Source organism: Campylobacter concisus (assembly GCF_902460535.1).
Taxonomy (GTDB): Bacteria; Campylobacterota; Campylobacteria; order Campylobacterales; family Campylobacteraceae; genus Campylobacter_A; species Campylobacter_A concisus_AS.
On record NZ_CABPTV010000001.1, the window covers coordinates 180,829 to 204,354 of the forward strand.

A 23,526-nucleotide genomic window follows, 5' to 3' on the forward strand; every position below is an offset into this window, starting at 1 on the left:
ATTTATATATTTAAATTTTAAAGGAGAAAGATGAACGAAGTTAATGACAACGAAGAACAATTTGTCGAGGTAAAGACAAGAGAGATAAATAGCAATTTTTACAACTATTTCATCGCATTTGCGTGTTTCTCTTGGTCAGTTTTTCAGCTTTATATAGCGTATTTCCCACTAAACACTAACATTTCACGCTCAATTCACCTAGCTTTTGCGGTTGGGCTTGTATTTTTGCTCTATCCAGTCACTTTTCATAAAAAGGCTCACTCAAGTTTGCCGTTTTACGACCTAGTTTTTTGCGTGGTAGGCGTTGTTGCCGTGCTTTATCCAGCGGTCTATTTTTACGAGCTAGCTGATAGGACAGGGGACTACATCACTCAAGATATCGTCATATCGTTTTTAGCGATCATTGTCTTGCTTGAGGCTGGCAGGCGTGTCATGGGACCAGCGCTTCCTATCATTTGTATATTATTTTTGATATATGATCACTTTGGCCCTTATATGCCAGACATCATCGCTCACCAAGGCGCTAGCTTTGAAAAGATCGCAGGACACATGTTTTTAACGACTGAGGGCGTCTTTGGCGTGCCTATCGGTGTTAGTGTTAGTTTTATCTACCTTTTTGTTCTTTTTGGTTCATTGTTAGAGCGAGCAGGCGCTGGACAATACTTCATAAATTTAGCCTTCTCACTTCTTGGCAAATATAGAGGTGGCCCAGCTAAGGCTTCAGTCATCGCAAGTGGCTTAACTGGCATGGTTTCAGGAAGCTCCACAGCAAACGTCGTAACCGTTGGTACATTTACCATACCGCTTATGAAAAAGGCTGGACTTTCACGCACAAAAGCTGGAGCTATCGAGGTTGCAGCTGGTGTAAATGGACAGCTCATGCCTCCGATCATGGGTGCGGCTGCTTTTATCATCGCTGAGTTTTTGGGTATGACATATACAAATGTCATGATGGCAGCGGTTATCCCAGCATTTGCTTGTTATTTGTCACTATTTTTTATCGTGCATTTAGAGAGCGTCAAGCTTGGACTAAAGGGCATAAATCAGAGCGAATTTCACTCAAGATTTAAAATTTTTGTAAGTGGCCTTCACTATATAACGCCTATTTTGATCCTGCTTTATACGCTTTTAATCGCAAAAGAGTCAGCCATAGCCGCAGCTTTTAATGCTATTGGATTTTTATTTTTGATAATGATCTTTCAAGAGCCAACTAAAAAGCTTGCTTCAGGCGAAAAAGTGGGGCTAAACGATGTGCTTCTTGGCTTTGAGGATATATTTTGGGCGATGGTCGCAGCTGCAAAGAGCATGACTACAATAGCCATCGCAACTGCACTTGCAGGCATCATTGTGGGCTCTATCTCGCTAACTGGCCTTGGTCAAGTACTTTCTGATCTAGTCGAGCTTCTAGCGGGCGATAATATCATGATGATCCTGCTTCTCACAGCTCTTATGTCGCTCATCCTTGGCATGGGTCTTCCAACGACAGCAAACTACATCGTCGTCTCAAGCCTTGTTGCGCCAGTTATCTTGTTTTTAGCGCACAAAAATGGCTTCTTAATCCCAGCCATCGCCGTGCATCTTTTTGTCTTTTACTTTGGAATTTTAGCTGATGATACGCCGCCAGTTGGTATCGCAGCCTACGCAGCAGCGGGCATTGCCAAGGCAAATCCAATAACCGTTGGCGTGCAAGGATTTTTTTACGATCTAAGAACAGCGATCTTGCCATTTGCCTTTTTCTTTAACAACAAACTTATGCTTATTGAGAGCATAAATACTGGCGATCCGCTTGATTCAAAAGGGATAGTCTGGATGAGCAATCCGCTTGAAATTTTACTCGTCTTTGGCATGGCGATCGTGGGAATGTTTGCCTTTTCTAGCTTGCTGCAAGGCTACTACGTCACAAAGCTTAGGATTTGGGAGAGGTTGCTACTTATACCAGTCGTGCCCCTAGCTCTTGTGCCAAATATCTGCGTGAAATTTGGTCTGATGCCAAACGAATACACAGCCTACATCGTGGCAGCTGTTCTTTATGGCTTTGTCTTTATGACTCAGTGGGGCATAAAAGATAAACCGCTTGATCAAATAAGAGCGATTTAACATTAGGCAAGAGCTCTCTTGCCTAAACTTTTAAATTTATTTATTTCTAGTGATTTTGTAAAAAGTGAGAATTTAGGCTTTTAAAGCCTAAAGATCAAAGTAGTTTTGAGCGTTTTAGATCGCCTGCAAACTCGCAAGACATCTTATCATTTAGCTTGCAACCTTTTTCTAAAAATGTGTAAGCCTCTTTAAATTTCTTAGCTTCTATTAGTATCGAGCCTATCATGCCACAAGAGTAGCCGTCATTTTGCTCGCAAGCTTTGTTAAAAAGCTCTCTTGCCTTTTGTGGATCGTTATCTAGATAAATTCCACCGGCTGCTGAGCAACCCTCTTTTTCACCACCTTGGCAAGCTTTGTTGTAAAAATCTAACGCTTTGTTGCTATCTGGCACGTCAGTTTTGCCAACCTGGTATATCGCACCTGCTATTACGCATGATCTTGCGTCATTTGCCGCGCAACCTGCTTCAAATTTAGACAAAGCCTCAGTGAAATTTGAGTCAGCATAAGCTTTCAAGCCATCTTCAAAGTCGCCTGCTAGAGCGCAAGCTGTAAGAAGCGAGATAAAAATCATTTTTTTCATTAAATTTTCCTTTTGTAAAGTAATATGTAATTTTAACATATTAAATTTACACTTACTTGATAAAAAATAATTACGATTTTAAAATTTGCTCTTGCTCTTTGTAATCAGGCATGATGGCTTCTATAAATTTATAAAAACTGCTTTGATGATGCGGATAGAGTAGGTGAGTAAGCTCGTGAAGCACGACATATCGCACGGCTGAGAGTGGTTTTTCTATAAGCCTTAGGCTTAAGTTTATATAGCCTTTTTTGTGGTTGCAGCTGCCCCAGCGAGTTTTGCTATCTCTTATGACGATGCGACTAACTGGCTTATTGATATGAGGTTGATAGTAGCTTACAAGCTCTAAAAATAGCTCTTTTGCTCTTGCTTTTTTAAAGCGCTCAAGCGCCTTTAAATTTGGCGTTATTATAAATTTATCTTCAAAAAATGGCACCTTTGCGCTCTCATCAAATTTGATCTTATAAATTTGCCCAAGAAATTTCATCTCATCATCTTTTGGCAAATTTAAAAGAGCTTTTTTATAGGAATTTTCAAGCCAAATTTTATGTGTCTCAAGAAAGCTAAGAGCCATCTTTTGCGTGCTGTAAAATGGCATAGAGAGCGTGATCTTAGCGTCCTTGCCAACTCTTAATCGCATAGCCTTTACGTTTGTTTTAAAATTTACTAAAACGCTTAGACCATAAAAGTCTAAATTTAGGCTCTTTTGCCTCAAACTAGGCGTTTTTCTTGCCATTTTTTGCTTCTCCAGCGCCAGGTATTTGCAAGGCCTCTTAGCCACTCATCAGCGCAAAATCCTATCCAAACGCCAACAATGCCCCAGCCAAGGTGTATGCCTAAGAAATATCCAAGCGGTAGCGAAAGCCCCCACATAAAGATAAGCCCAGTTGCAAGTGGGAATTTCGCGTCGCCACTTGCGCGAAGAGCATTTACGATGACGATGTTAAAGGTTCTGCCAGCCTCTAGCACGATCGAGAGCGTAAAGAGCGGTAGCATTATCTTGCGCAAGTTCTCATCTAAATTTAGTGCGTTCATGATCTTATACTTTAAGGCGTAGGCGATCAAAACGACGATGAGCGTGATAGAAATTCCAAGCCATAAGGCTTTAAAAGTCCTTGTGTAAGCCTCGTTAAACTCGCTTGCTCCCACTAAATGCCCCACGATGACCTCGTTTGCCACGCTGATACTTGCGCCGCAAAGCAAGATGAGAAGAGTTATCTGAAAGTAGATAGTCTGCACGCTAAGAGTTGCCTCGCCCATGCTCGCGATAAAGCCAAATGCGACCATGTATTGCGCCATCCAGAGTAAATTTTCGCCCGCGCTTGGCAAGCCAACTGAGAGTATTTTCTTTAAAATTCCAAACGGCACGACAAGCAGTTTGCTAAGATAAATTTTAACTTTTGCCACGCGTATGAGCATATAAAGTAGGACAAAAACGCCAATAAGCCTACCTACAAATGTCGAGATAGCAACACCTTGAAGGCCTAAATTTGGCAGGTCAAACCAACCAAAAAGAGCGATGGCGTTGCCAAAAATGGTGATGATGTTCATTAAAACTGAAGTTAGCATTACAGCAGTTGCTAGGTTATAGACGCGAAGCACCGCAGCTAGCACCATGCCGATGCCATCAAATAGCAGGGCAAAGCCAAGGATGTGAAGGTATGAGAAGCTATCGTTTATGAGATCGTTTGGAACGTTTAGTAAATTTAAGATGTTGTAGCCAAAGACGTAGATGATGATGGCTGAGAAGATGCCAAAGATCGTATTTGACGTGATGCTTGCGTGTATGACGTTTGAAGCTAGCTCATTTTGCTTTGCTCCAAGAGCTTGTGCGACGACGACTGAGCAGCCCATGCTTAAAAAGTTAAAAATGGTCATAAAAAGATCCATCACTTGATTGCCCGCACCCATGGCGCCAACTAGATGCACACTCACTTTTGTCACCATGTAGGTGTTTATGATGAGCGTTATAAAGTGCAAAAACATATCTAAAAATATAGGGACGACCAGTTTTTTCATAGAAAGATTCATAAATTTCTCCCTTTTTAAATTTTGGGGCGATTATAGCCAAATTATGTTTTAGCTCCCTTTTGATATAATCCAAAAAATTTAAAATTTGAGAGAAAAATGGCATTAATCGACCTAATAGACGTAAGTAAAAAATTTGGCGCAAATGAAATTTTAAACAGCGTAAGTCTTAGCGTAAATGAAAATGAAAAGATAGCGATCATCGGTAAAAACGGCAGCGGCAAGAGCACGCTTATGAAGATCATCTCTGGCGAGGTGGCAGCTGATAGCGGCAGACGCATAGTGCAGAGCTTAATAAGCGTCGAGATGCTAGCGCAAAATCCAAATTTTAACGCCACTTTTAGCGTAAGAGATGCGCTAAATAACGAGCTAAAAGAGATATTTGACGCGATAAGCGAGTATGAAAAAAGTGGCGTCTTGCTAGCAAACGAGCCTGAAAACAAAGAAATTTTAAAAGAGCAGGAGAGGCTTTTAAAATTTATAGATGCAAAAGACGGCTGGAATATCGAGCACAAGATCGAGCGAATTTTGCAAGAATTTAAGCTAAAAGAGCATGAAAACAGACCCATTTGCTCGCTAAGCGGTGGCGAGATACGCCGCGTGGCACTGGGCGCTCTCATCCTTAAAAAGCCAGATGTGCTGCTGCTTGATGAGCCTACAAACCACCTTGATGTCTATATGGTCAAATTTCTTGAAGATATGCTGAAAAGCTCAAATCAAAGCATAGTTTTTATAAGCCACGATAGGTATTTTATCGATGCTCTGGCAACTAGGTGCGTTGAGGTCGAGGATGCAAGCTTAAAAAATTTCGAGGGCGGATATGCAAACTATCTAACCAAAAAAGAGGAGATTTTAGCAAGCCTTGCAAAGTCGCATGAGACGCTGCTAAAACAGCTAAAGGCTGAAGAGGAGTGGCTAAGGCGCGGAGTAAAAGCTAGGCTAAAGCGAAATGAGGGCAGAAAAGAGCGGGTGCTAGCCATGCGCGAGGAGGCTAAGAAAAACCCAGGCGTGATAAGGCGAGTGAGGCTTGAGCTAGAGCGTGCGAGCAAAAATTTCAACCAAACGCAGAGCCAAAACCGCAAAAAAATGCTCTTTGAGTTTAAAAATTTAAGTAAAAGTATAGACGGCAAGGTGCTTTTTGAGAAATTTGACGCAAGGGTCTTGCAGGGCGAGAGGATCGCCATTGTGGGGCGTAACGGCAGCGGCAAAAGCACGCTGCTTAAAATTTTGCTAGGGCTTGAAAAGTCAAGTAGCGGCGAGATAAAAAGAGGCGAGGTGAGCATCGGCTACTTTGATCAAGCTAGAAATGTCCTTGATGATGACAAGAGCCTTATAGAGACATTTTGCCCAAATGGCGGCGATCACGTGCTGGTTCGTGGGCGAAATATGCACGTTTATGGCTATCTTAAAAATTTCCTCTTTCCAAAGGAATTTTTAGATAAAAAGATAGGCGTTTTAAGTGGCGGCGAGAAAAACCGCGTCGCACTTGCGATGCTTTTTACCAAAACTTACGATGTGCTGGTGCTTGACGAGCCGACAAATGACCTTGATATCGCAACTATCAACATCCTAGAAGACTACTTGCAAAGCTTTGAGGGGGCTATCTTGCTAGTAAGCCACGATAGATATTTTGTCGATAAGATGGCAAATAAGCTCTGGGCGTTTGAGGGGACAAAGATAAATGTCTTGCATGAAGAGTATAGCGTCTATTTGGAGCTTGAAGATGAGATGAAAGAGCTTGATAAATTTGAAAAAGAGCTAACAAATAGCCAAAATGAAGCCAAACAAAAGAGTAAATCTGGCGCAAAGCTAAGCTACAAACAAACGCAAATTTTAAACACATATCCAGATAAAATTTCAACCCTTGAAGCAAGAGTGGCTGAGCTAAACGAGGGGCTTAGTGATCCTAAAATTTATCAAGAAGTGGGGCTAACCAAGCTTTATGAAGAGCTTGAAAGTGCAAAAGCCCAGCTTGAAAACCTAGAAAATGAGTATTTTGAAGTGCTTGAGATCGCCGAGGAGCTAGAGTAGCTTGAAAAAGATCGGTAGGATAAGTGCGCTAAATACGAGAGTTGTTAGGCAAAATTTAGCCACAAGCATGAGCCTTTTGATAGGTAAAGAGAGATTTAGCGGGGTGTTTTCACCAGAGATAGAAAAATATGAAGTAGGCGATCTAGTCAAGATAAAATATAAGAGGGTTGGGTTTTTAAATAAGATAGAGAGCATTAGGCTAATCGCGACAAATAGAGAAAATTCGGACTTATATGAAAGGTTGAAAAATTTATTTTATATGATTATGTTTTTATATTTTTCTCTTTTTTTATTGATGGTGATTTATTATGGGGTTTTAAAGAATTTTAGTATTATTGGAGCTATTTTAGCGTTATGTGCTGTTTGGCTATTAAATACAGTAGTTAGAGTAGTATATTATCAGTTTTTGATATTTAGATATTTTATATTTGGATAGAACTTTGAAATTTAAATTTATGAAAGGTTTTTGCGCCATGATGAGGTCGCTAAATTTGTTTGAAACGAGGCTAAAATGCTAAAAAAACATCCGCTAATCTCAGTAATAATCGCCATTGTTGTGATATTTTTTGCTACCTACTTTTTTGTCTTTGGGTTAGTTTCTGTTTTAGATGACGACATTGGTGATAGTAAAGAGTTAAATAATAGCTATTTTTACGTCAAAGATGACAAGGTCTATGCCTTGGTGCCAAGTGGCGGTAAATTTGAGTTAATAGGCGTGAAAGCCAGTAAATTTAGATACATTGACACCGGCAAATACGACAACAGAAATGTTGGCGCTAGCGATAAGGCGGTATATTGCGGTAACCTCGTGATGAGTGGGCTTGATCCAAATGGCGTTAGACCGCTTGGCAATGGCTACTTTGGCGATGGCAAGATCACATACTTTTGCGATAGCGAAAGCGAGACAAACCTCGAAATATCCGCACTTAAAGAGTTTTGGGATATCCTCTCACATAAAATGTTTAAAACCCCAAAAGCACAAACTCATATCTATAAATTTAGACAGGTTGATAACGTAAATTTAGCAGCGATCTTGGGCTTTGGCTACGCAAGTGACGGCGTGAAGGTCTATCATGAGGGCAAAGAGCTAGAGGGCGCAAATGCCAGCAAAATGCGCTACATCGAGCAGGCATCTGGCAGAAAGAGCATACATTTTACGACTGATGGGGAAAATGTCTATTATGACAGCACAAAGCTAAGGATCAAATTTAGCCCGCAAATGCGTGATATCGGCGAGATATGGCGCATTCACTATCTTTATGAGCCAAATTCTGGAATGGTCTATGCAAACGACCATGAATTTGACCCAAAATTTGCCCCATACGAGCCACTTTTTAACCTAAAAGACGAGCACTCCTATCACGCTCTTTTTCGCGGTAAAGGCGGGATCTATCACTGGGAGCGAAAGTGGCAGTGGTATAACAGCATAGATGAGGGCGAGTTTGTAAGAGACGGCGATGATCCGTTTAAAGGCGAGATAACGCCGCTATATGGCGACGTGGTGATAAGCGATGGCAAGACATATTTTTTAAAAACCTATGAAATTTGGCACAACACAAAACAGAACCACAGCCTAAGCTCACGCCACACTTGTATCGTTAGGCTTGATACAAAAGAACAGTGGCGAAAGATCGGCTTTGTAAGAAACGATGGCTACGGAGCGGTCTATGCAAACGGCGATAAGACATATTATTTTGATAATGTCGGCTACGGCTGGCGTTTTAACAGCAGCGTTTATGATATAAACGACCTTGGCGTGGTTGAAATCCTCACTCGTCCTTATGACTCAAATGTTGAGAATTTAAAACTTGATGAGATAGTAAAAATGGTAGATCAAGGCGCTATGGTGCCAGCTGAGGGCGAGGTGGTGATCGATGCGATAAGCGACTTTGATGATTACTCGCAAAAATATGCCTACTGGATATTTTTAGCCATCGCATTTGTGCTCTCGGTAGTTGGCGCTATTTTTAAAAACAAAAAGCAAAAAAGCGAGCTTAAAAAAAGGGTGGATGACTATAGATAATGAGAAAAATTACTATTAGATTTGTTTATTTTTTAGTCACCTTGACGCTATTTTATGTTTTGGCGATGCTTTATCTATGGCATGAGGGCGAGTATCAAAGAAGCTTTGCAAACATTGATAATAGCGAGTTTTACCGCTCGCCAGAGGGTAAAATTTACGTTCAAATTTCAGGCAGCGGCAAGTATGAGCTAAAAGGCGTCGATGAGGCTAGTTTTAGGGTCTTAAAGCTAAAACACGCATACGACTACTCAAACGTAGCAGCTGATAAAAATCATGTCTATTGCGCTAGAGAAATTTTACCAGGTATTGATCCAAACAGCACCAAAGTGCTTGGCAATGGCTATCTAAGTGATGGCAAGATAAGCTATTATTGCGCTACTAGAAGCGAGAAAGAGCCAGGATTTAGCGAATTTAGTGCCATTATGAAAAACCTTGTTCACGTTTTTATAAAAAGCTACGATGATAGCCCTTATTTTTACAGGACAAAAAGGGTCGAAAGCACAAATTTGGAGCCTATCTTTGACGCTGGCTTTGCAAGAGACGGAGCCACGCTTTACTACAAGGGCGAAAAGCTTGACGCAGATCCTAGTGAGCTAAGATACATCACGACAGAAAACGGCGCTGCTAGCGGATATTACACAGATGGCAAAAGCTTGTTTATGGGCTTTTATAGGCTCGATGCTGGCTACTCAGATGAGACGCGCCGGATATGCTACGATGCTAAGCACGACATAGAATATCTTTTTGAGCCAAAAAGTGGGGCGGTGTTTGCAAATGAGCATAAATTTAACGCTCAAAATATGCCTTATAGTGCCATTTATAGCGTGGATAACGTGCACTCTTTTTGGCCTCTTTTTGCCAGCAAAGATGGAATTTACTTTTGGGATGGCAGTAAAAACGAACAGGCTAAAATTTCAGACTACCAGCTAAAAGGCGAGCTAAAAAGGCTCTATGCTGACGTTTTTGTAGATGAAATTTCAGCCTATTTTTTACAGCAAGGCGAAGAGTGGCAGCGCTCAAAGCACGGCAGGCATTTAGTGGCACAAACTGTCTCTTTATATAAATTTACCCCAAGCTCATCTTGGCGTGAGATAGGACTGGTAAAAGATGGCGAGTATGGCGCGGTCTATGCAAACGGCGATAAGGTCTATTTTTTTAGCAGTATAAAGCCATTTTATGGCATTAGACATAGCGTTTATGAGGTGGCAGATCTTAGCGTCATAGAAATTTTAACAAGGCCGTCTAAAGAGCTTAGCGCAAAAGATATCAGCGAGATGATAAAGCGCGGCGAGCTAGTGGAGGCAAGCGGCGAAGAGGTCGCTAGATCTAGGATAGAGTTTGACTCGCCAAAGATCATCTTGTATATCACATTTGGCATCGCTTTTTTCGTCATAGTGCTAACAACTCTTGCAAAACCAAAGAGAGATGAAAGAGACTTGAGATAAATTTCAAAGTGGCTATTTTTGGTGGTTAAAGCTTAAAATTTCATAAAAATTTAAAGAGAAAATTTGACCTATTTACTCTTTTTTGTTATTTTAAGACAAAACTGAAATTTATAAAAAGGAGAAAAATGTTTAAATTTCAAAGGTCAAAATTTAATAATTCAGTATTTATCCCATCGCTTGTTATCATATTTTTAATAGCGGCATTTGCAGCGATATTTCCAAATTTCTCAAATGAGTTTTTTAAGGGTATGCAAAACTACATCGCGGCCAAATTTGGCTGGTTTTATATCCTAGTCGTTGCCGTCATACTGCTAAGCGTCATTATCCTTGGCTTTAGTAAGCTCGGTGAGATCAAGCTAGGAGCTGACCATGTAAAGCCAGAGCACAAAAATATCTCGTGGTTTTCTATGCTATTTGCCGCTGGCATGGGCATCGGGCTAGTATTTTTTGGTGTGGCTGAGCCGCTCATGCACTATCTAAACCCACCAGTTGGCAACGCGCAAACTATCGCAGCGCAAAAGCTTGCGTTGAATATCACATTTTTTCACTGGGGCATGAGCGCATGGTCAGTTTATGCTATCGTAGCGCTAATTCTAGCCTTTTTCTCGTATAGACACGGCTTGCCACTAACGCTTAGATCGGCATTTTATCCGATCATCGGAGATAAAATTTACGGCAAGATAGGTAGTGCCATCGATACATTTGCCGTCGTAGCGACCCTTTTTGGCGTGGCGACATCGCTAGGATACGGCGTGCTTCAGGTAAATGCTGGCCTTACGCACGTTTTTGGCCTGCCAACCATGCACATCACGCTTCTAATAGTGCTTTGTTTTGCAGCTACCATCTCAGCGGCAAGCGGCGTGGATAAGGGCATCAAGATCTTATCAAACTCAAATATTGCGCTAGCTATATGTTTTATGTTTTTGATACTATTTTTGGGCGATACGACGCAGCTTCTAAAGTCGTTTGTGCAAAACAGCGGCGACTACATCTCTACGCTCATCTCAAACACTTTTAACCTCTACGCCTATGAGAGGCAAAACGAGAGCTGGCTTGGCGGTTGGACGCTGCTATACTGGGCTTGGTGGCTATCTTGGTCGCCGTTTGTGGGGCTTTTTATAGCTAAAATTTCAAAAGGCAGAACGATCAGAGAATTTGTCATAGGCGTGCTTCTCGTGCCAACTGGCTTTACTTTTGCTTGGATGAGCTTTTTTGGTAACTCGGCGATTGCGCTTGTTCAAAGTGGCTTTAGCGAGCTAGCGACCACGGTAAATTCCGACTCAGCCTCAGCACTTTTTATGTTTTTAGAAAAATTTAGCTTCTCAGGCTTGCTAAGCACGATTGCGGTCTTTATGATCGTCATATTTTTCGTGACTTCTGCCGACTCTGCGGCGCTTGTTATGAACATGCTTTGCTCAAACGGCAAGGACGATACACCAGTTTGGCAAAAGGTCTTTTGGGGCGTTACAGTTGGCGTCGTGGCGGCATTTTTGATGCTAGCAGGCGGTCTTGCCTCACTTCAAGCACTTACGATCACGACCGCGCTACCATTTGCCATAGTGCTACTTGGCGCTACTTACGGGCTATTTAAGGCGTTACGTGTGGATATAACCAAAAAAGAGACAAATAACTTTAACAACATGCCTATTAGTGATCTTTCAAAGCCGTGGCAAGAACGTCTAAGTGCGATCATCACGCTGCCAGGCAAAAAAGATGGCAAGAAATTTTTAAACGAAGTCGTGCTAAAAGCTTTTAACGAGCTAAAAGAGGAATTTGCCAAAAACGGCCTTGAAGCAAAGGTCACAAATGGCGAAAATTTTGTAAATTTAAATGTCGGACTTGGCGACGAGATGGACTTTAGATATGGCGTCTATCTCACCAAGAGCCAGAGCCCAGACTATACGAGGGAGCTTGACGGCGACGATCTTTACTATAGGGCTGAGGTCTATCTAAAAGAGGGCGGTCAGGACTACGACGTGCTTGGCTGGAGCGAAGCTACGCTGATAAACGACGTCATCGAACAATACCGCAAACACATGCAGTTCTTGCATGTTGTAAGAGAGTAAATTTGAGTGAAATTTGATTGATTTTCAACAAAACGCATGCAGTGCGCTAGCACTATCGCATGCCACCTCTAACGTGCGAGGGGTTTGGGGGATTTAAAAAGGGGGATAAGGGGACGGCTTCGTAACTTGAGTCCCCTTGTCTCCCTTTTGGATAAAAAGAAATCTATAAATTTAATCAAGCTTTCTTTTCAAATTTTAAAATTCCATTCACCTCTAAGAATTGACTACTAAAATTTGACTTCGCTTATAGCTTAGTTCAAATTTTAGAGCCGAAATTACTCGTTCATGGAATTTTAAAATTTGCTAGCTAACTGCCACGTAAAATTATAAAACCACCATAAATTTTATATAATCCCTCTTTTACAAAGGCGTAGCGACTTTACAAAAAGGAGGCAAATGAGCGAGAAAAATTCAGTTTCAAATTTTACTTCAGCCGATGATGAGATGCTTTCTTTTTTGTCAAATTTGGGTCAAAAATGGCGTAAAAGCGATGATGTAGCAAATTTTATAGAGCGAAATTTTACCTTTGTCGGCTCAAAACCTCTTTTGCAAAATTTAAAAGATTATAAAACGGCTGATTATGAAAATTTTGCTGATATTAAAAATTTTCTAAGCTCATATCCAAGTATCCAAAGCAAAATTTTAAGCAGCGAGATAGGCTACGTCGGCGATGGCCTGACAAGCGCAGAGCTTAAATTTACGCCTGATTATTTTTATGATTTTTTAAAATTTATGGTTGAAAATATCGCGCAACATCACTATTTTTGCAGTCCCAAAGAGGGTTGGATATTGCTCATTGCGATGGAGGGGTATGTGGAATTTGGTGTTTTAGATAAATAGGCTTTTTGAATAAATTTACCCACAAAAGTAAAAATAAATTCCGTCCATAAAAGTCCTAAAATTTATCAAAAAAGCCAAATTTACACGCAAGTATCGCCTGTCGCTAGCAAAATTTAATCAATTTTTTTATATAATCCCTATTTTTCACAAAGGTAGATAGATGGATAGAAAATCGTGGAGTTCAAGACTTACATATATTTTAGCTGTTGCAGGGGCTACGGTCGGCTTTGGCGCGACGTGGCGGTTTCCTTACTTGGTCGGTCAAAACGGTGGCGGGGCCTATGTTCTCGTGTTTTGCATAGCGATGATAGTCATTGGTATTCCTATGATTTTGGTTGAAAACGCCATCGGCAGGCGACTAAAGTGCAATGCCGTTGATGCATTTGGTGGCACGATAAATGGCAAAAAGATCAGCAAAAAGTGGCAGATAGTCGGCTGGATGGGGCTTGTTGGCGCATTTGGCATTATGGCTTATTATATGGTTATCGGAGGCTGGGTTTTAAACTATATCGCTCAAATTTCATTTTGCCTGCTTGATCTCTCGCACATCGTGAGCTTTGAGCAAACTAGCGCATTTTATGAGCAAAATATCGTTAGCAACCCGCTAGCCATCAGCTTTGCGACTCTTGTTTTTGTTCTGGTTAATTACGCTATCTTGGTGCAAGGCGCAGTTGGCGGCATCGAGCGCTCAGCAAAATATCTAATGCCACTGCTTTTTATCTTGATGCTAGTAATGATCGCTAAAAACATCACGCTTGGGGGTGCGATGAGCGGTGTGAAATTTTACTTAACGCCTGATTTTTCAAAGATAAACTTAAAGCTTTTTGTCGAGGTTTTAGGACAGGTTTTCTTTGCGCTTTCGCTTGGATTTGGCGTGATGATAACGCTCTCAAGCTTTGTGAAAAAAGACGAAGGCTTAGTTAAAATTTCTATCATTACAGGCATCTTAAACACCGTCATAGCCGTGCTTGCTGGCTTTATGATATTTCCGTCGCTCTTTAGCTACGGCGTCTCGCCAGATAGCGGTCCTAGCCTAGTTTTCAAGTCGCTTCCTATCGTCTTTTCGCACATGCCTTTTGGCGGATTTTTCGCGGTTGCGTTTTTCGCGCTTCTTATGATCGCTGCGCTTACGACGTCGCTACCGATATATGAAGTGATCATTACCACACTGCAAGAGAAATTTAAGATAAAACGCAAAAAAGCGATATTTTTAGTGCTTAGCGTCATCTTTGTGCTTGGGAATTTGCCCTCACTTATGGCTACAAATTTACTAAGCCATGTGAGTATTTTTGGTAAAAATATCTTTGATGCATACGACGCGATAAGTGCAACGATATTTTTCGTGCTGACATCACTTGGATGTGCGATATTTGTGGGCTGGGTGCTAAAAGATGAAGCGAAAAAAGAGATCTTGCAAGGCAGCGAAAAATACGCAAAGCTTATAAATATTTGGTTTTTCTATATCAAATTTATCGTGCCTTTTGTCATTTTGGTGCTATTTATCAGTAGTTTTTACGACAACTTTTTGAAGTGAAAAATGCGTGAGCTTGTAAATTTTGATAGTGGTGAGCGCCTAAGACTTGGCGTAGAGGGTAATGCTTTAGTGAGTGTGAGCCAAAAAGGTGGCAAAACAAAGCAGAGTAAAAAAGAATTTGCAAGCAATGATGAGGCTAAAAAAGCCTGCATCAAAAAGGAGTGGGAGAGCCTAAAAAAGGGCTTTATATTGCAAGATAGCGAGGCAAAAGCCGGTGAAGCTAGCCTGTACGTTTATATCGGTGGCGGATACACTGGGGCGCTCTCGTTTGCAGGCTTAAGAGATGAAATTTATGTTTATAAAAGTGGCGGTCAAAAAGATGGCGGCAAGCCTAGCGATCTTTTGGTGAGACTTGATAAAATCGGCACTATAAAAGAGCAGATCGACTTGCCAAAGCCGCTTGCGTGGCATACCGAGCGCGCAGGCGAAAATTTACTTTTAGACCTTGATCATGAAATTTACATTTTTGAGCCAAAAGAGGCTAAATTTAGTAAAATTTTAGCCGAGCAAAATGTTAAGAAAAGTAGTGAGATAGCGAGTTTTATCTGCGCTTCAAATGATGTAGCCGTCTTTGGTATGTTTGGGCAGATTTTTACCTTTTGCGAGGGTAAAATTTCTAAGTTTGGCGAGTATAAATGTGCTACAAAAAACCACGTGCCGATACTTTGCGCGGCTCTTAGTGCGGATGCTAGCATGCTTGCACTTTGCACCAAAGAAAATGAGCTGCAAATTTTAAATGCAAAAAATGGCGAAATTTTAAGCGAGCTAAGAGCAGAATTTGGCGTGCTTGATAAAATTTACTTTTTGGACGAAAAGACGCTTTTGCTTAGGCAGTATCTTGAAAACAAGCTATTTTGCCTTGATATCAAGAGTGCAAAGGTGACAAAGCAGCCTTGGATAAAGGATGAGTACCTAAGAGCGAGCGAGTTTTGCGTGGAGGCTGGCAAGCTTGTAGTGGTAGATCAAAGTAGAGCCTACGCTATCGATCTAAAAAGTGGCGATGTAATGGCGGAATTTAGGCTAGATCACGTTGTGAAAAGCTGCGAGGCTAAATTTATAGATGGCAAGCTTGCAGTTAGAACGGACTATGGCTGCTTTAGTCTTTATGAAATTTAAGGGAGAATATGTTTTATACACTTTTATTTATCTATATTTTTTATGTGATTTTTAAGCTTTTTTTGGCGAATTTACAGATCGGCTTTGTAAGAGCTGAGGCCAAAAAAGAGCCAGTCGTGCTTGAAGCGAGCGAATACAAAAACGCCGCAATTGCCGCCGTGACAAACCTAAAATTTGAAATTTTTAGCCTCATCTATCACGCCGTTATCTTCTTTGCGTGGATAAGCTTTGGACTAAAAATGCTCTCAAACGCTTGCCTAAAAGATGGCACTACGTTTGAAAATATCCTCTTTGTGATGAGCTTTTTGCTGATCTCATCGCTGCTTGATCTGCCGCTAAATATCTACGAGAGCTTTGTAAAAGACAAAAAGCTTGGCTTTTCAAATATGAGTGCAAAGATATTTTTAATTGATACTATAAAGTCGCTAGCGCTAATGCTCATTTTTGGCTCGGCATTCGTTTGGCTCGTGCTTCTTTGCATAAATTTTCTTGGAGAGTTTTGGTGGTTTTGGGCATTTTTACTAAGTTTTGGCATCGCAATAATTATAAATTTAATATATCCAACGCTCATCGCGCCTATCTTTAATAAGATGTCGCCGCTTGAAGATGGCGAGCTAAAGGGCAAGATAGAGGGTTTGCTTACAAAATGTGGCTTTAAAAGTAGCGGCGTTTTTACGATAGATGCTAGCAAGCGCGACAACCGCTTAAATGCCTATTTTGGCGGGCTTGGAGCGACAAAGCGAGTGGTGCTTTTTGACACGCTGATAAAAAAGCTAAGCACCGCAGAGATCGTGGCAGTTTTGGGGCACGAGCTTGGGCACTTTAAACATAAAGATATCCTAAAAATGATAGCGCTAAGTGCGGTCATGCTATTTTGTCTATTTTTTATCTTTGGAAACGTTAGCGTAAGCGCATACGAGGCGATAGGACTAGGGCAAAATAGCGCTAGCATTATCATCTTTTTGGTGCTTTTCTCGCCTATTTTTAGCTTTCTTTTCTCGCCGATCATCTCGCACTTTAGCCGTAAAAATGAATTTGGCGCAGACAAGTTTTCAAAAGAAATTTCAAACAAAACTGACATGATAAACGCCCTAACCAAGCTTGGCAGCGAAAACAAAGCATTTCCAAAGTCGCACTGGCTTTACTCATTTGTCTATCACTCGCACCCAAGCCTTTTTGAGCGGATAAATGAGCTAGAAAATGAGAGTTGAAGAGGCTCTAAAAGAGGCAAATTTAAGGCTAAAGCCGCTTTGTGAGAACCCAAGCAGAGTGGCTAAAATTTTTCTTATGAGCTACCTTGATGTGAGCATCGAGTGGATATTTTTAAACCAAAAGAGCGAATTTGACGATGTCGGCTACTTTGATCTTGTAAAGCGCTTTGAAAACTACGAGCCGCTTGAGTACATTACCGGCAAGGCTGGCTTTTATGGGCTGGAGTTTGAGGTAGAAAGTGGCGTTTTGATACCGCGCCCTGAGACTGAAATTTTAGTTGATAAAGTGCTTGAGATAGCAAGCAGCTACAAAGCGCCAAAGATCGCTGAGATCGGTACTGGCAGCGGGATAATAAGCGTCATGCTAGCTCTAAAAACAAACGCCAAAATAGTAGCCACCGATATAAACGAAAAGGCTCTAAATTTGGCTAAAAAAAATGCGCTTAAATTTAATGTAAGCGAGAAGATCGACTTTGTAAAATGCTCATATATCGATGAAATTTCAGGGGATATCGACATCTTGGTCTCAAACCCGCCATATATTGCGCGAGACTATAAGCTTGATAAATTTGTGATAAACGAGCCGCATGAGGCGCTATTTGGCGGCGAGGTCGGAGATGAAATTTTAAAAAATATCATCCTTATCGCTAGAAACCGCGGCATAAAAAATATCGCCTGCGAGATAGGCTATGATCAAAGAGCGAGCATGGAGATGGCGCTAAAATTTAATGGCTTCAAAAGCATGTTTTATAAGGACTTAGCGGGCTTTGACAGGGGCTTTTGCGCGAGTTTAAAACTATAAAGGAGAGAGATTGAGAAGTATCTATTTTTTACTATTAGCAGCGGTGATCGGCACTGAGCTGACGCTTGGAATTTTGGTCGCGCCAGTCATATTTTTCCCACAAAGCATCATAGGCGAGGGGGTGCTTACGCATTTTATGAGCGGACAGATGATGACAAAGATATTTTTAAAATTTAACTATGTTTTGCTATTTGTAAGCGTATTTGTAGCAGTTGGCGAACTCTTTGATCTAAGAAAAAAGCTTGCATTTTCACTAAAATTTAGCACATTTATGCTCTCATTTTTAAACTTAGCCCTAGCGCTAAGCTTTGTCTTTATCTTTACGCCTTTTATCGTGCAGGCTCAAAGTCTAGGTGCCGATGCGACGCAGACAGCGGAGTTTGCCAAGATGCATAGCGCAAGCGAATATGTGATGAAAGTGATGCTTGTTTTGCAACTCATTTTGTTTTTTGTGAAATTTAAGATCAGCCAAGATGAACGCCAAGCCTGATATCCAAATTTTAACGAATTTTTTAGCCGAATACACGACAGCGATGGTGAGCGCTGGCACATACACTGCGCGCGTAGAAAAGTGCGTCGACCGCATAGCTAAGCACTACGGCTACGACGTTAGCGTGACCATTTTTGTGAAGTATTTTACCATTAGCGTGATGGACTCGCAGGATAACTCATTGCGCCGAACTTATGTGAGAAAGATCCCTCTAGGGCAGGTTAGCTTTAATAGAATTTCCGAGCTATCCTCACTTAGCTGGCAAATTTTAGACGAGAGCTTAAGTTTAGATGAAGCTAAAGAGAGCTTTGATAGCGTGATGAGCGTCAGTGCAAATAAATTTGCTAGCTCGCTTATCTTGATAAGCCTTGCAAATGCGGCATTTTGCAGACTTTTTGGAGGCGATGCTGGCTCAGTTGTTTGCATATTTTTTGCAACGCTTGTTGGCTACACTCTTAAATTTGCCCTTGCGAAAATGGGCGTAAATTTAAAGGTTCAATACGTCCTAACATCCTTTGTCGTCTCATTTATCGCCTATCTTGGCGTATCTTACGGGCTTACGCATACAAGCGACGTGGCGATAGGCTCGTCTGTGCTCTTTATGATGCCGGGCGTTTTTCTCATAAATTCAGTCTTTGATATCCTAAATGACAACACCCTTGTTGGCATCAGCAGAGCCATAAGCACGGGCATCCTCATACTTTGCATGGCTGTTGGCGTCTATATCACGCTAACGCTTAGCAGCGCGGAGATACTAAATGTTTGAGCTTTTAAGTGAAACGCTTGTAGATGCTGGCTTTGCTGCGGTAGCTGGGCTGGGCTTTGCCTATGCTAGCTCACCTCCAAAAAGAACTCTCATCTTTTGTGCTTTGCTAGCTGCATTTGCGCATGCTAGCCGCTTTTGGATCATGCAGATGGGATTTTTTAACATCAGTGTCGCTACTCTCATCGTCTCTTTTATGAGCGGGATTTTAGGCATGCTCTTTGCCAAACGGCTAAAGGTGCCAGCTGAGATCATCGCATTTCCAGCGCTTTTGCCGATGGTGCCAGGAGTTTTTGCGTATAAAGGGATCTTGGCACTTTTTTCATTTTTAAATGAGACAAGCATCGCTAAGAAAAATGAGTATTTGATCATATTTTTTGATAACGCCATCACGACTACGACGGTCTCACTAGCCCTAGGTGTGGGCGTTTCGGTGGTGCTTATCTTGTTTTATGATCAATCACTTACGATAACTAGAGGCGCTAAGTGCGATCTGGCGACAAGGAAGGAAGATAAAACGTATATGTAAAGGATAAAATAAAATCTGCAAAGTGTGCCATCAAGTAAAAAATAATATATAAAAGGATATGTATGAAAAACATACTTTCTTTAAATTTTGAAGAAGCTAGATTGTTTTTATTGAAGCATGAAAGCTATGTAAATATTGATTTGCCGCCATATATTAAATTTGGCGATTTGCTTGATCAAATTTCAAAGATTCTAGGTCGGAAAAATTTTATGAGTATTAAAGAAAGCGATCCTGATATTTTTGAAGATGTAAACTACAAATTATTTCATAATAAAAATAGCAAATATGATTGGCGGAAATTCGAATTAATCCATCCTTTTCTTTATGTTTCGCTTGTTAATGAAATAACGAAATACAACAATTGGAAATTAATCAAAAAAAGATTTGGAAAAAATAGAGCGAAAAGCATTGTTGAATGTATGAGTTTACCTGTAGTTTCTGAGTCAAACAAGTCAGATAAGGCTGAGCAAATCTCAAACTGGTGGGAGCAGATAGAACAAAAATCTATAATTTTAAGTTTAGATTATAGTTATATTTACCATACAGATATTGTAGATTGTTATGGTTCGATTTATACTCATTCTATATCCTGGGCATTACATTCCAAAAAAGCATCAAAAGATAACAGAAAAGATAAAAAATTTAAAAAAAAATATATTGGTGGCATGATCGATTTTCATATACAAAGTATGTCGAATGGACAAACGAATGGGATACCGCAAGGTAGTGTTTTGATGGATCTTATTGCAGAGATTGTTCTATCTTATGCTGATTTGTGTTTAAGTGCCAAATTAAAACACATTGATAAAAAAGATTTTTATATTTTAAGATATAGAGATGATTATAGAATTTTTGTTAATAGCCCACAAATCGCAGATGAGATAATTAAAATTCTTACAGAAGTTTTAATTGATTTAGGGTTAAAATTAAATTCAAGTAAAACAACTTTTTCTAACAACGTTATTCAAAGTTCAATAAAACCAGATAAGTTAGATTGGCTAGTTGTTGATAAAGATTTAAAAACAATACAAAAACGTCTTTTACTGATCCATCAATTTGCGCTTAAAAACCCAAATTCTGGAACTTTAGTAAAAGAGCTGCAAGCAATTTCAAAAAAAATAAGAAAGAAAAAGGATAAAATTAAAAATAAAGAAAACATAGAGGTTTTAATAAGTATTGTGGTTGATATTGCTCTTTTAAATCCAAGAACTTATTCTATATCAATGGCAATACTAAGTATACTATTTGGATTGATTGATGAAAAATTGATTGAGTTGATGGTTGGTAAAATTGTAAATAAATTTAATAATATCCCAAATACTGGATATATGCAAATATGGCTACAGAGGGCAATTATAAAATTACAAATTACACAAAAAGATTTGTGCGAACCATTATGTAAACTAGTCGGCGGTGAGTCTATAAAATTATGGAATAATAAATGGCTATATCCTAATAATATAAGAATTTTAGAAAATAGAAGCAATATTGTTAATCAAGATGTCTTAAATGCTCTTGATGCCGAAATACAAGACGATGAAGTGCTTCTTTTTAGGGAACAGTCACTATGAAATAATGAAAAAATAGCTGGATTTTAAATTTAAAGGAAATACCGTGAAAATACGAATCTACTACGAAGATACCGATGCAGGCGGCATCGTCTATCATACAAATTATATTAAATTTTGCGAGCGAGCCAGAAGCGAGGCGTTTTTTGAGGCTGGGCTAAATTTCACAAAAGAGGGCGGATACTTTGTCGTTTCAGCTCTTGAGGCTAAATTTCTCGCTTCAGCCGTGCTTGGCGACGAGGTTTTTGTGAGAACAAAGCTCGTAGAGCTTAAAAAGGCAAGCCTTGTTTTAGAGCAAGAAATTTATAAATTTGAAGAAAAAGATGCCGAAAAAGTGCTCTTTAAAGCGACTATCACGCTAGCTTTTATGAAAGATGGTAGGCTAGCAAAGATAGATGAGAGCATGAAAACTTTTATAAATGAGGTTAAATTTTAGCAAGAAAAACTGCTAAATTCCACTTGTGCTGTTTTGCTCCTGCGAATTTACCTCATTAAAGTGATCGCTTTTTGTATCATAAATTTTCACATCATATAAAACTTGCGAGCCCTCAACCCTCTCAGCAAAAATTTTGCTAGCACTTTTGTTTATGAAATTTGTATAGATATACTCCACTCCCAAGGCACTTGAGTAGCCGATCTGTGAGTATCTAAAATCAACTCCAAAAAGATCTCCAAGCCCTAAAAAGCTCTCATCAAGTAAATTTAGCGAATTTGCCACAAAGAGGTTTTGCCTATCTCTTTGCGTGATGGTACTAAAGATATTTGGCAAGAAATTTATCTGCGTGCTTAAAAGCGCGTAAGGCTTTATCTCGAAGCCTCTCATCTGCGTTGCCACAAGAGAAGCTTTAACTATAGGGATGTTTAAAAAGACGCTTGCATTATCAAATTTAGACTTTTTGCTTAAAGTGTTGTTTAAATTTATATCTTTGCCAGTGATCGAACTTTCGTAGTAGTCGCTACTTTGCATGCGCACATACTCATTTAGCTTTTGTGCTAGCGCGCTGCCATCGTCAAAGGCGACTATTTTTTCGTTGGCAAAAGCTAACAGGGCTGAGATTTGCGCTTTGTAATCAACTCCGCCAAAGATCAAATTTGGCTTTGGAGCTGTCACAAAAGAGCTATGAACGCTAGGGATGTAGATGAGTTCGTTTGGCAAGATGAGAGAATTTACCGTGTTTGCGCCATTTTGAGTAAGGGCCGCTATGAAGTAGATAAAGCCCTCATTTCTAGCGTTTTGAAGTGCGTTTTGAAGGCTAGGCAAACTCTCGTCGCTGCTATTTATAAATTTCACTTCGACATTTGCATCTTGCTTTAAGATATAGCTTAGAATCGCGTTTGATACGACATTTGCGTATGATTTTATAACCTTTTGAGGGATGATGACTGCTATCTTATCACTTGCAGCTAGTTTTAAAACCATCTCTCCACCAAGTGAAGTATAAAGGTCTAAAAGTGCCTTATCATCTATCTTTGCTGGCTCAAATCTCGCCATAAAACTAGCTAACATATCGCTCTTAATAAGCTCATTTAAGCAAGAGCTATCACAAAATTCTGGCTCTAAATTTATGTAAGTGATCTTTGCTGGCGGTATGCTTGAGAGGCTTTGATTTTTAGTGATGTTGCTTTCAAATTTTGCCTCAGTGATCTCGTCTTGCATCTGGCTTAAGGCTTCATTTTGCGCTGCAAAAAGGCTTACAAATATAACTAAAAAAAGAAAAAATCTTTTCATATCACTCCCTTGATTTTTTTCAAATCATCTATAAAATTTTCTTCAAAACTTGGATTTTTGCTGATCCACTCTGGTGAAAAAGTTGGCATTATAAACCTATCATCATCTTTTAAAATGCTCCCTCTTATGCTTGAAAATCCGCCCTTTGAGAGCAAATTTGGATAAAGATGCATGAAAGCTTCCTCTCCTAAAGTGATGATAATTTTTGGCTTAATAAGCCTTATCTCTTCTAAAAGATATGGCCTACAAAGCTCAAACGAGCTCTTTAACGCTGGATTTTTCGCGTCACTATTTGAAATTTCACAGCGTAAAAGCAAGCTTATATAGACACTATCTTTTTCTAAATTTAAGCCATTATTTATAGCATTTTCTAAAATTTTGCCACTTGCGCCTTCAAAATAATCATCTTTTTTGCAAAGCGATACGAACATTATCTTGCTATTTTTATCGCCAAAGCCAGTAAAGACGCACTTTGAGCTATTTCTTAAAAAGCAAAGAGAGCACTTTTTTATCTCGCAATTTAGCTCGTCTATGCTGTTATAATCTTGATATTTACTTAAATTAAGAAAATTTTCATCTATAAAATTGTAACCGATCGCTTTTAAAAAAAGTAATTTTTCTAAGAGATCTTTATTTTTATGAAATTTCATTTTCGGATTATAACTTGATTTACTTAA

21 protein-coding genes are annotated in these 23,526 nt (G+C 39.9%); 16 read left to right on the forward strand and 5 right to left on the reverse strand.

Annotation, left to right across the window (positions count from 1 at the left end):
• The first annotated feature begins 30 nt into the window (after positions 1-30).
• Positions 31-2,097: a TRAP transporter permease gene (locus FZ945_RS00915; RefSeq protein ID WP_148801825.1), complete on the forward strand. Its 2,067-nt coding sequence runs from the start codon at positions 31-33 to the stop codon at positions 2,095-2,097.
• 94 nt (positions 2,098-2,191) lie between these two features.
• On the opposite strand, the gene FZ945_RS00920 is transcribed toward FZ945_RS00915, so the two are convergent.
• The 3 genes from FZ945_RS00920 to FZ945_RS00930 form a co-directional block, all read right to left on the reverse strand.
• Positions 2,192-2,677, reverse strand: coding sequence for a tetratricopeptide repeat protein (locus tag FZ945_RS00920; protein WP_148801827.1), 486 nt, complete (start codon positions 2,675-2,677; stop codon positions 2,192-2,194).
• A gap of 70 nt (positions 2,678-2,747) precedes the next feature.
• Entirely contained in the window at positions 2,748-3,410 is a 663-nt protein-coding gene (locus tag FZ945_RS00925; RefSeq protein WP_187424137.1) for a M48 family metallopeptidase, read from the reverse strand.
• Positions 3,386-4,705 carry an MATE family efflux transporter gene (locus FZ945_RS00930; RefSeq protein WP_148801829.1) on the reverse strand — a complete coding sequence of 440 codons (1,320 nt, stop codon included), beginning with the start codon at positions 4,703-4,705 and terminating at the stop codon, positions 3,386-3,388. The genes FZ945_RS00925 and FZ945_RS00930 overlap by 25 nt, the downstream gene beginning before the upstream one ends.
• 96 nt (positions 4,706-4,801) lie before the next feature.
• Between FZ945_RS00930 and abc-f the strand changes: the two genes are divergently transcribed.
• The 15 genes from abc-f (at position 4,802) to FZ945_RS01005 (ending at position 21,556) form a co-directional block, all read left to right on the forward strand.
• A complete protein-coding gene (gene abc-f / locus FZ945_RS00935) occupies positions 4,802-6,733 on the forward strand; it encodes a ribosomal protection-like ABC-F family protein (RefSeq protein WP_148801831.1) in 1,932 nt (643 codons plus the stop codon).
• Positions 6,734-6,809: 76 nt separating this feature from the next.
• Positions 6,810-7,169, forward strand: coding sequence for a hypothetical protein (locus tag FZ945_RS00940; RefSeq protein ID WP_187424138.1), 360 nt, complete (start codon positions 6,810-6,812; stop codon positions 7,167-7,169).
• A gap of 75 nt (positions 7,170-7,244) precedes the next feature.
• Positions 7,245-8,756 (forward strand): DKNYY domain-containing protein, encoded by a 1,512-nt coding sequence (locus FZ945_RS00945; RefSeq protein ID WP_148801835.1) that lies wholly within the window; start codon positions 7,245-7,247, stop codon positions 8,754-8,756.
• A complete protein-coding gene (locus FZ945_RS00950) occupies positions 8,756-10,201 on the forward strand; it encodes a DKNYY domain-containing protein (RefSeq protein WP_148801837.1) in 1,446 nt (481 codons plus the stop codon). Before FZ945_RS00945 ends, FZ945_RS00950 begins: the two co-directional genes overlap by 1 nt.
• A 125-nt stretch (positions 10,202-10,326) precedes the next feature.
• Positions 10,327-12,267 (forward strand): BCCT family transporter, encoded by a 1,941-nt coding sequence (locus FZ945_RS00955; RefSeq protein WP_148801839.1) that lies wholly within the window; start codon positions 10,327-10,329, stop codon positions 12,265-12,267.
• A gap of 396 nt (positions 12,268-12,663) precedes the next feature.
• A complete protein-coding gene (locus FZ945_RS00960; protein WP_148801841.1) occupies positions 12,664-13,107 on the forward strand; it encodes a hypothetical protein in 444 nt (147 codons plus the stop codon).
• A gap of 160 nt (positions 13,108-13,267) precedes the next feature.
• Complete coding sequence (locus tag FZ945_RS00965; RefSeq protein WP_148801843.1) at positions 13,268-14,641, forward strand: sodium-dependent transporter; 1,374 nt, start codon at positions 13,268-13,270, stop codon at positions 14,639-14,641.
• A gap of 3 nt (positions 14,642-14,644) precedes the next feature.
• Positions 14,645-15,757, forward strand: a complete 1,113-nt coding sequence (locus FZ945_RS00970) for a hypothetical protein (RefSeq protein ID WP_148801845.1) — start codon at positions 14,645-14,647, stop codon at positions 15,755-15,757.
• A gap of 8 nt (positions 15,758-15,765) precedes the next feature.
• Positions 15,766-16,968 (forward strand): M48 family metallopeptidase, encoded by a 1,203-nt coding sequence (locus tag FZ945_RS00975; protein ID WP_148801847.1) that lies wholly within the window; start codon positions 15,766-15,768, stop codon positions 16,966-16,968.
• The gene (prmC, locus tag FZ945_RS00980) at positions 16,958-17,770 is read left to right on the forward strand and encodes a peptide chain release factor N(5)-glutamine methyltransferase (protein ID WP_148801849.1); all 813 of its coding nucleotides are present in this window, start codon (positions 16,958-16,960) and stop codon (positions 17,768-17,770) included. The genes FZ945_RS00975 and prmC overlap by 11 nt, the downstream gene beginning before the upstream one ends.
• A gap of 10 nt (positions 17,771-17,780) precedes the next feature.
• On the forward strand, positions 17,781-18,260 hold the full coding sequence (locus FZ945_RS00985) for a DUF4149 domain-containing protein (RefSeq protein ID WP_148801850.1): 480 nt from the start codon (positions 17,781-17,783) through the stop codon (positions 18,258-18,260).
• Entirely contained in the window at positions 18,244-19,026 is a 783-nt protein-coding gene (locus FZ945_RS00990; protein ID WP_148801852.1) for a threonine/serine exporter family protein, read from the forward strand. Before FZ945_RS00985 ends, FZ945_RS00990 begins: the two co-directional genes overlap by 17 nt.
• Positions 19,019-19,552, forward strand: a complete 534-nt coding sequence (locus FZ945_RS00995; RefSeq protein ID WP_148801854.1) for a threonine/serine exporter family protein — start codon at positions 19,019-19,021, stop codon at positions 19,550-19,552. The genes FZ945_RS00990 and FZ945_RS00995 overlap by 8 nt, the downstream gene beginning before the upstream one ends.
• A 62-nt stretch (positions 19,553-19,614) precedes the next feature.
• The gene (locus tag FZ945_RS01000) at positions 19,615-21,123 is read left to right on the forward strand and encodes an RNA-directed DNA polymerase (RefSeq protein ID WP_222862609.1); all 1,509 of its coding nucleotides are present in this window, start codon (positions 19,615-19,617) and stop codon (positions 21,121-21,123) included.
• A 43-nt stretch (positions 21,124-21,166) separates the two neighbouring features.
• Positions 21,167-21,556 (forward strand): YbgC/FadM family acyl-CoA thioesterase, encoded by a 390-nt coding sequence (locus FZ945_RS01005; protein WP_148801856.1) that lies wholly within the window; start codon positions 21,167-21,169, stop codon positions 21,554-21,556.
• Positions 21,557-21,568: 12 nt separating this feature from the next.
• Here FZ945_RS01005 and FZ945_RS01010 read toward each other — a convergent pair whose 3' ends face one another.
• Together FZ945_RS01010 and FZ945_RS01015 are read right to left on the reverse strand one after the other, a co-directional pair.
• Positions 21,569-22,849 carry a hypothetical protein gene (locus FZ945_RS01010; protein WP_148801858.1) on the reverse strand — a complete coding sequence of 427 codons (1,281 nt, stop codon included), beginning with the start codon at positions 22,847-22,849 and terminating at the stop codon, positions 21,569-21,571.
• Complete coding sequence (locus FZ945_RS01015; RefSeq protein WP_148801860.1) at positions 22,846-23,499, reverse strand: uracil-DNA glycosylase family protein; 654 nt, start codon at positions 23,497-23,499, stop codon at positions 22,846-22,848. Before FZ945_RS01015 ends, FZ945_RS01010 begins: the two co-directional genes overlap by 4 nt.
• Positions 23,500-23,526 lie beyond the last annotated feature (27 nt).

Coding starts and splice junctions, on each gene's coding strand:
- FZ945_RS00915 (WP_148801825.1), top strand. CDS start 31: ATGAACGAAGTTAATGACAACGAAGAACAATTTGTCGAGGTAAAGACA.
- FZ945_RS00920 (WP_148801827.1), bottom strand. CDS start 2,677: ATGAAAAAAATGATTTTTATCTCGCTTCTTACAGCTTGCGCTCTAGCA.
- FZ945_RS00925 (WP_187424137.1), bottom strand. CDS start 3,410: ATGGCAAGAAAAACGCCTAGTTTGAGGCAAAAGAGCCTAAATTTAGAC.
- FZ945_RS00930 (WP_148801829.1), bottom strand. CDS start 4,705: ATGAATCTTTCTATGAAAAAACTGGTCGTCCCTATATTTTTAGATATG.
- abc-f (WP_148801831.1), top strand. CDS start 4,802: ATGGCATTAATCGACCTAATAGACGTAAGTAAAAAATTTGGCGCAAAT.
- FZ945_RS00945 (WP_148801835.1), top strand. CDS start 7,245: ATGCTAAAAAAACATCCGCTAATCTCAGTAATAATCGCCATTGTTGTG.
- FZ945_RS00950 (WP_148801837.1), top strand. CDS start 8,756: ATGAGAAAAATTACTATTAGATTTGTTTATTTTTTAGTCACCTTGACG.
- FZ945_RS00955 (WP_148801839.1), top strand. CDS start 10,327: ATGTTTAAATTTCAAAGGTCAAAATTTAATAATTCAGTATTTATCCCA.
- FZ945_RS00960 (WP_148801841.1), top strand. CDS start 12,664: ATGAGCGAGAAAAATTCAGTTTCAAATTTTACTTCAGCCGATGATGAG.
- FZ945_RS00965 (WP_148801843.1), top strand. CDS start 13,268: ATGGATAGAAAATCGTGGAGTTCAAGACTTACATATATTTTAGCTGTT.
- FZ945_RS00970 (WP_148801845.1), top strand. CDS start 14,645: ATGCGTGAGCTTGTAAATTTTGATAGTGGTGAGCGCCTAAGACTTGGC.
- FZ945_RS00975 (WP_148801847.1), top strand. CDS start 15,766: ATGTTTTATACACTTTTATTTATCTATATTTTTTATGTGATTTTTAAG.
- prmC (WP_148801849.1), top strand. CDS start 16,958: ATGAGAGTTGAAGAGGCTCTAAAAGAGGCAAATTTAAGGCTAAAGCCG.
- FZ945_RS00990 (WP_148801852.1), top strand. CDS start 18,244: ATGAACGCCAAGCCTGATATCCAAATTTTAACGAATTTTTTAGCCGAA.
- FZ945_RS00995 (WP_148801854.1), top strand. CDS start 19,019: ATGTTTGAGCTTTTAAGTGAAACGCTTGTAGATGCTGGCTTTGCTGCG.
- FZ945_RS01000 (WP_222862609.1), top strand. CDS start 19,615: ATGAAAAACATACTTTCTTTAAATTTTGAAGAAGCTAGATTGTTTTTA.
- FZ945_RS01010 (WP_148801858.1), bottom strand. CDS start 22,849: ATGAAAAGATTTTTTCTTTTTTTAGTTATATTTGTAAGCCTTTTTGCA.
- FZ945_RS01015 (WP_148801860.1), bottom strand. CDS start 23,499: ATGAAATTTCATAAAAATAAAGATCTCTTAGAAAAATTACTTTTTTTA.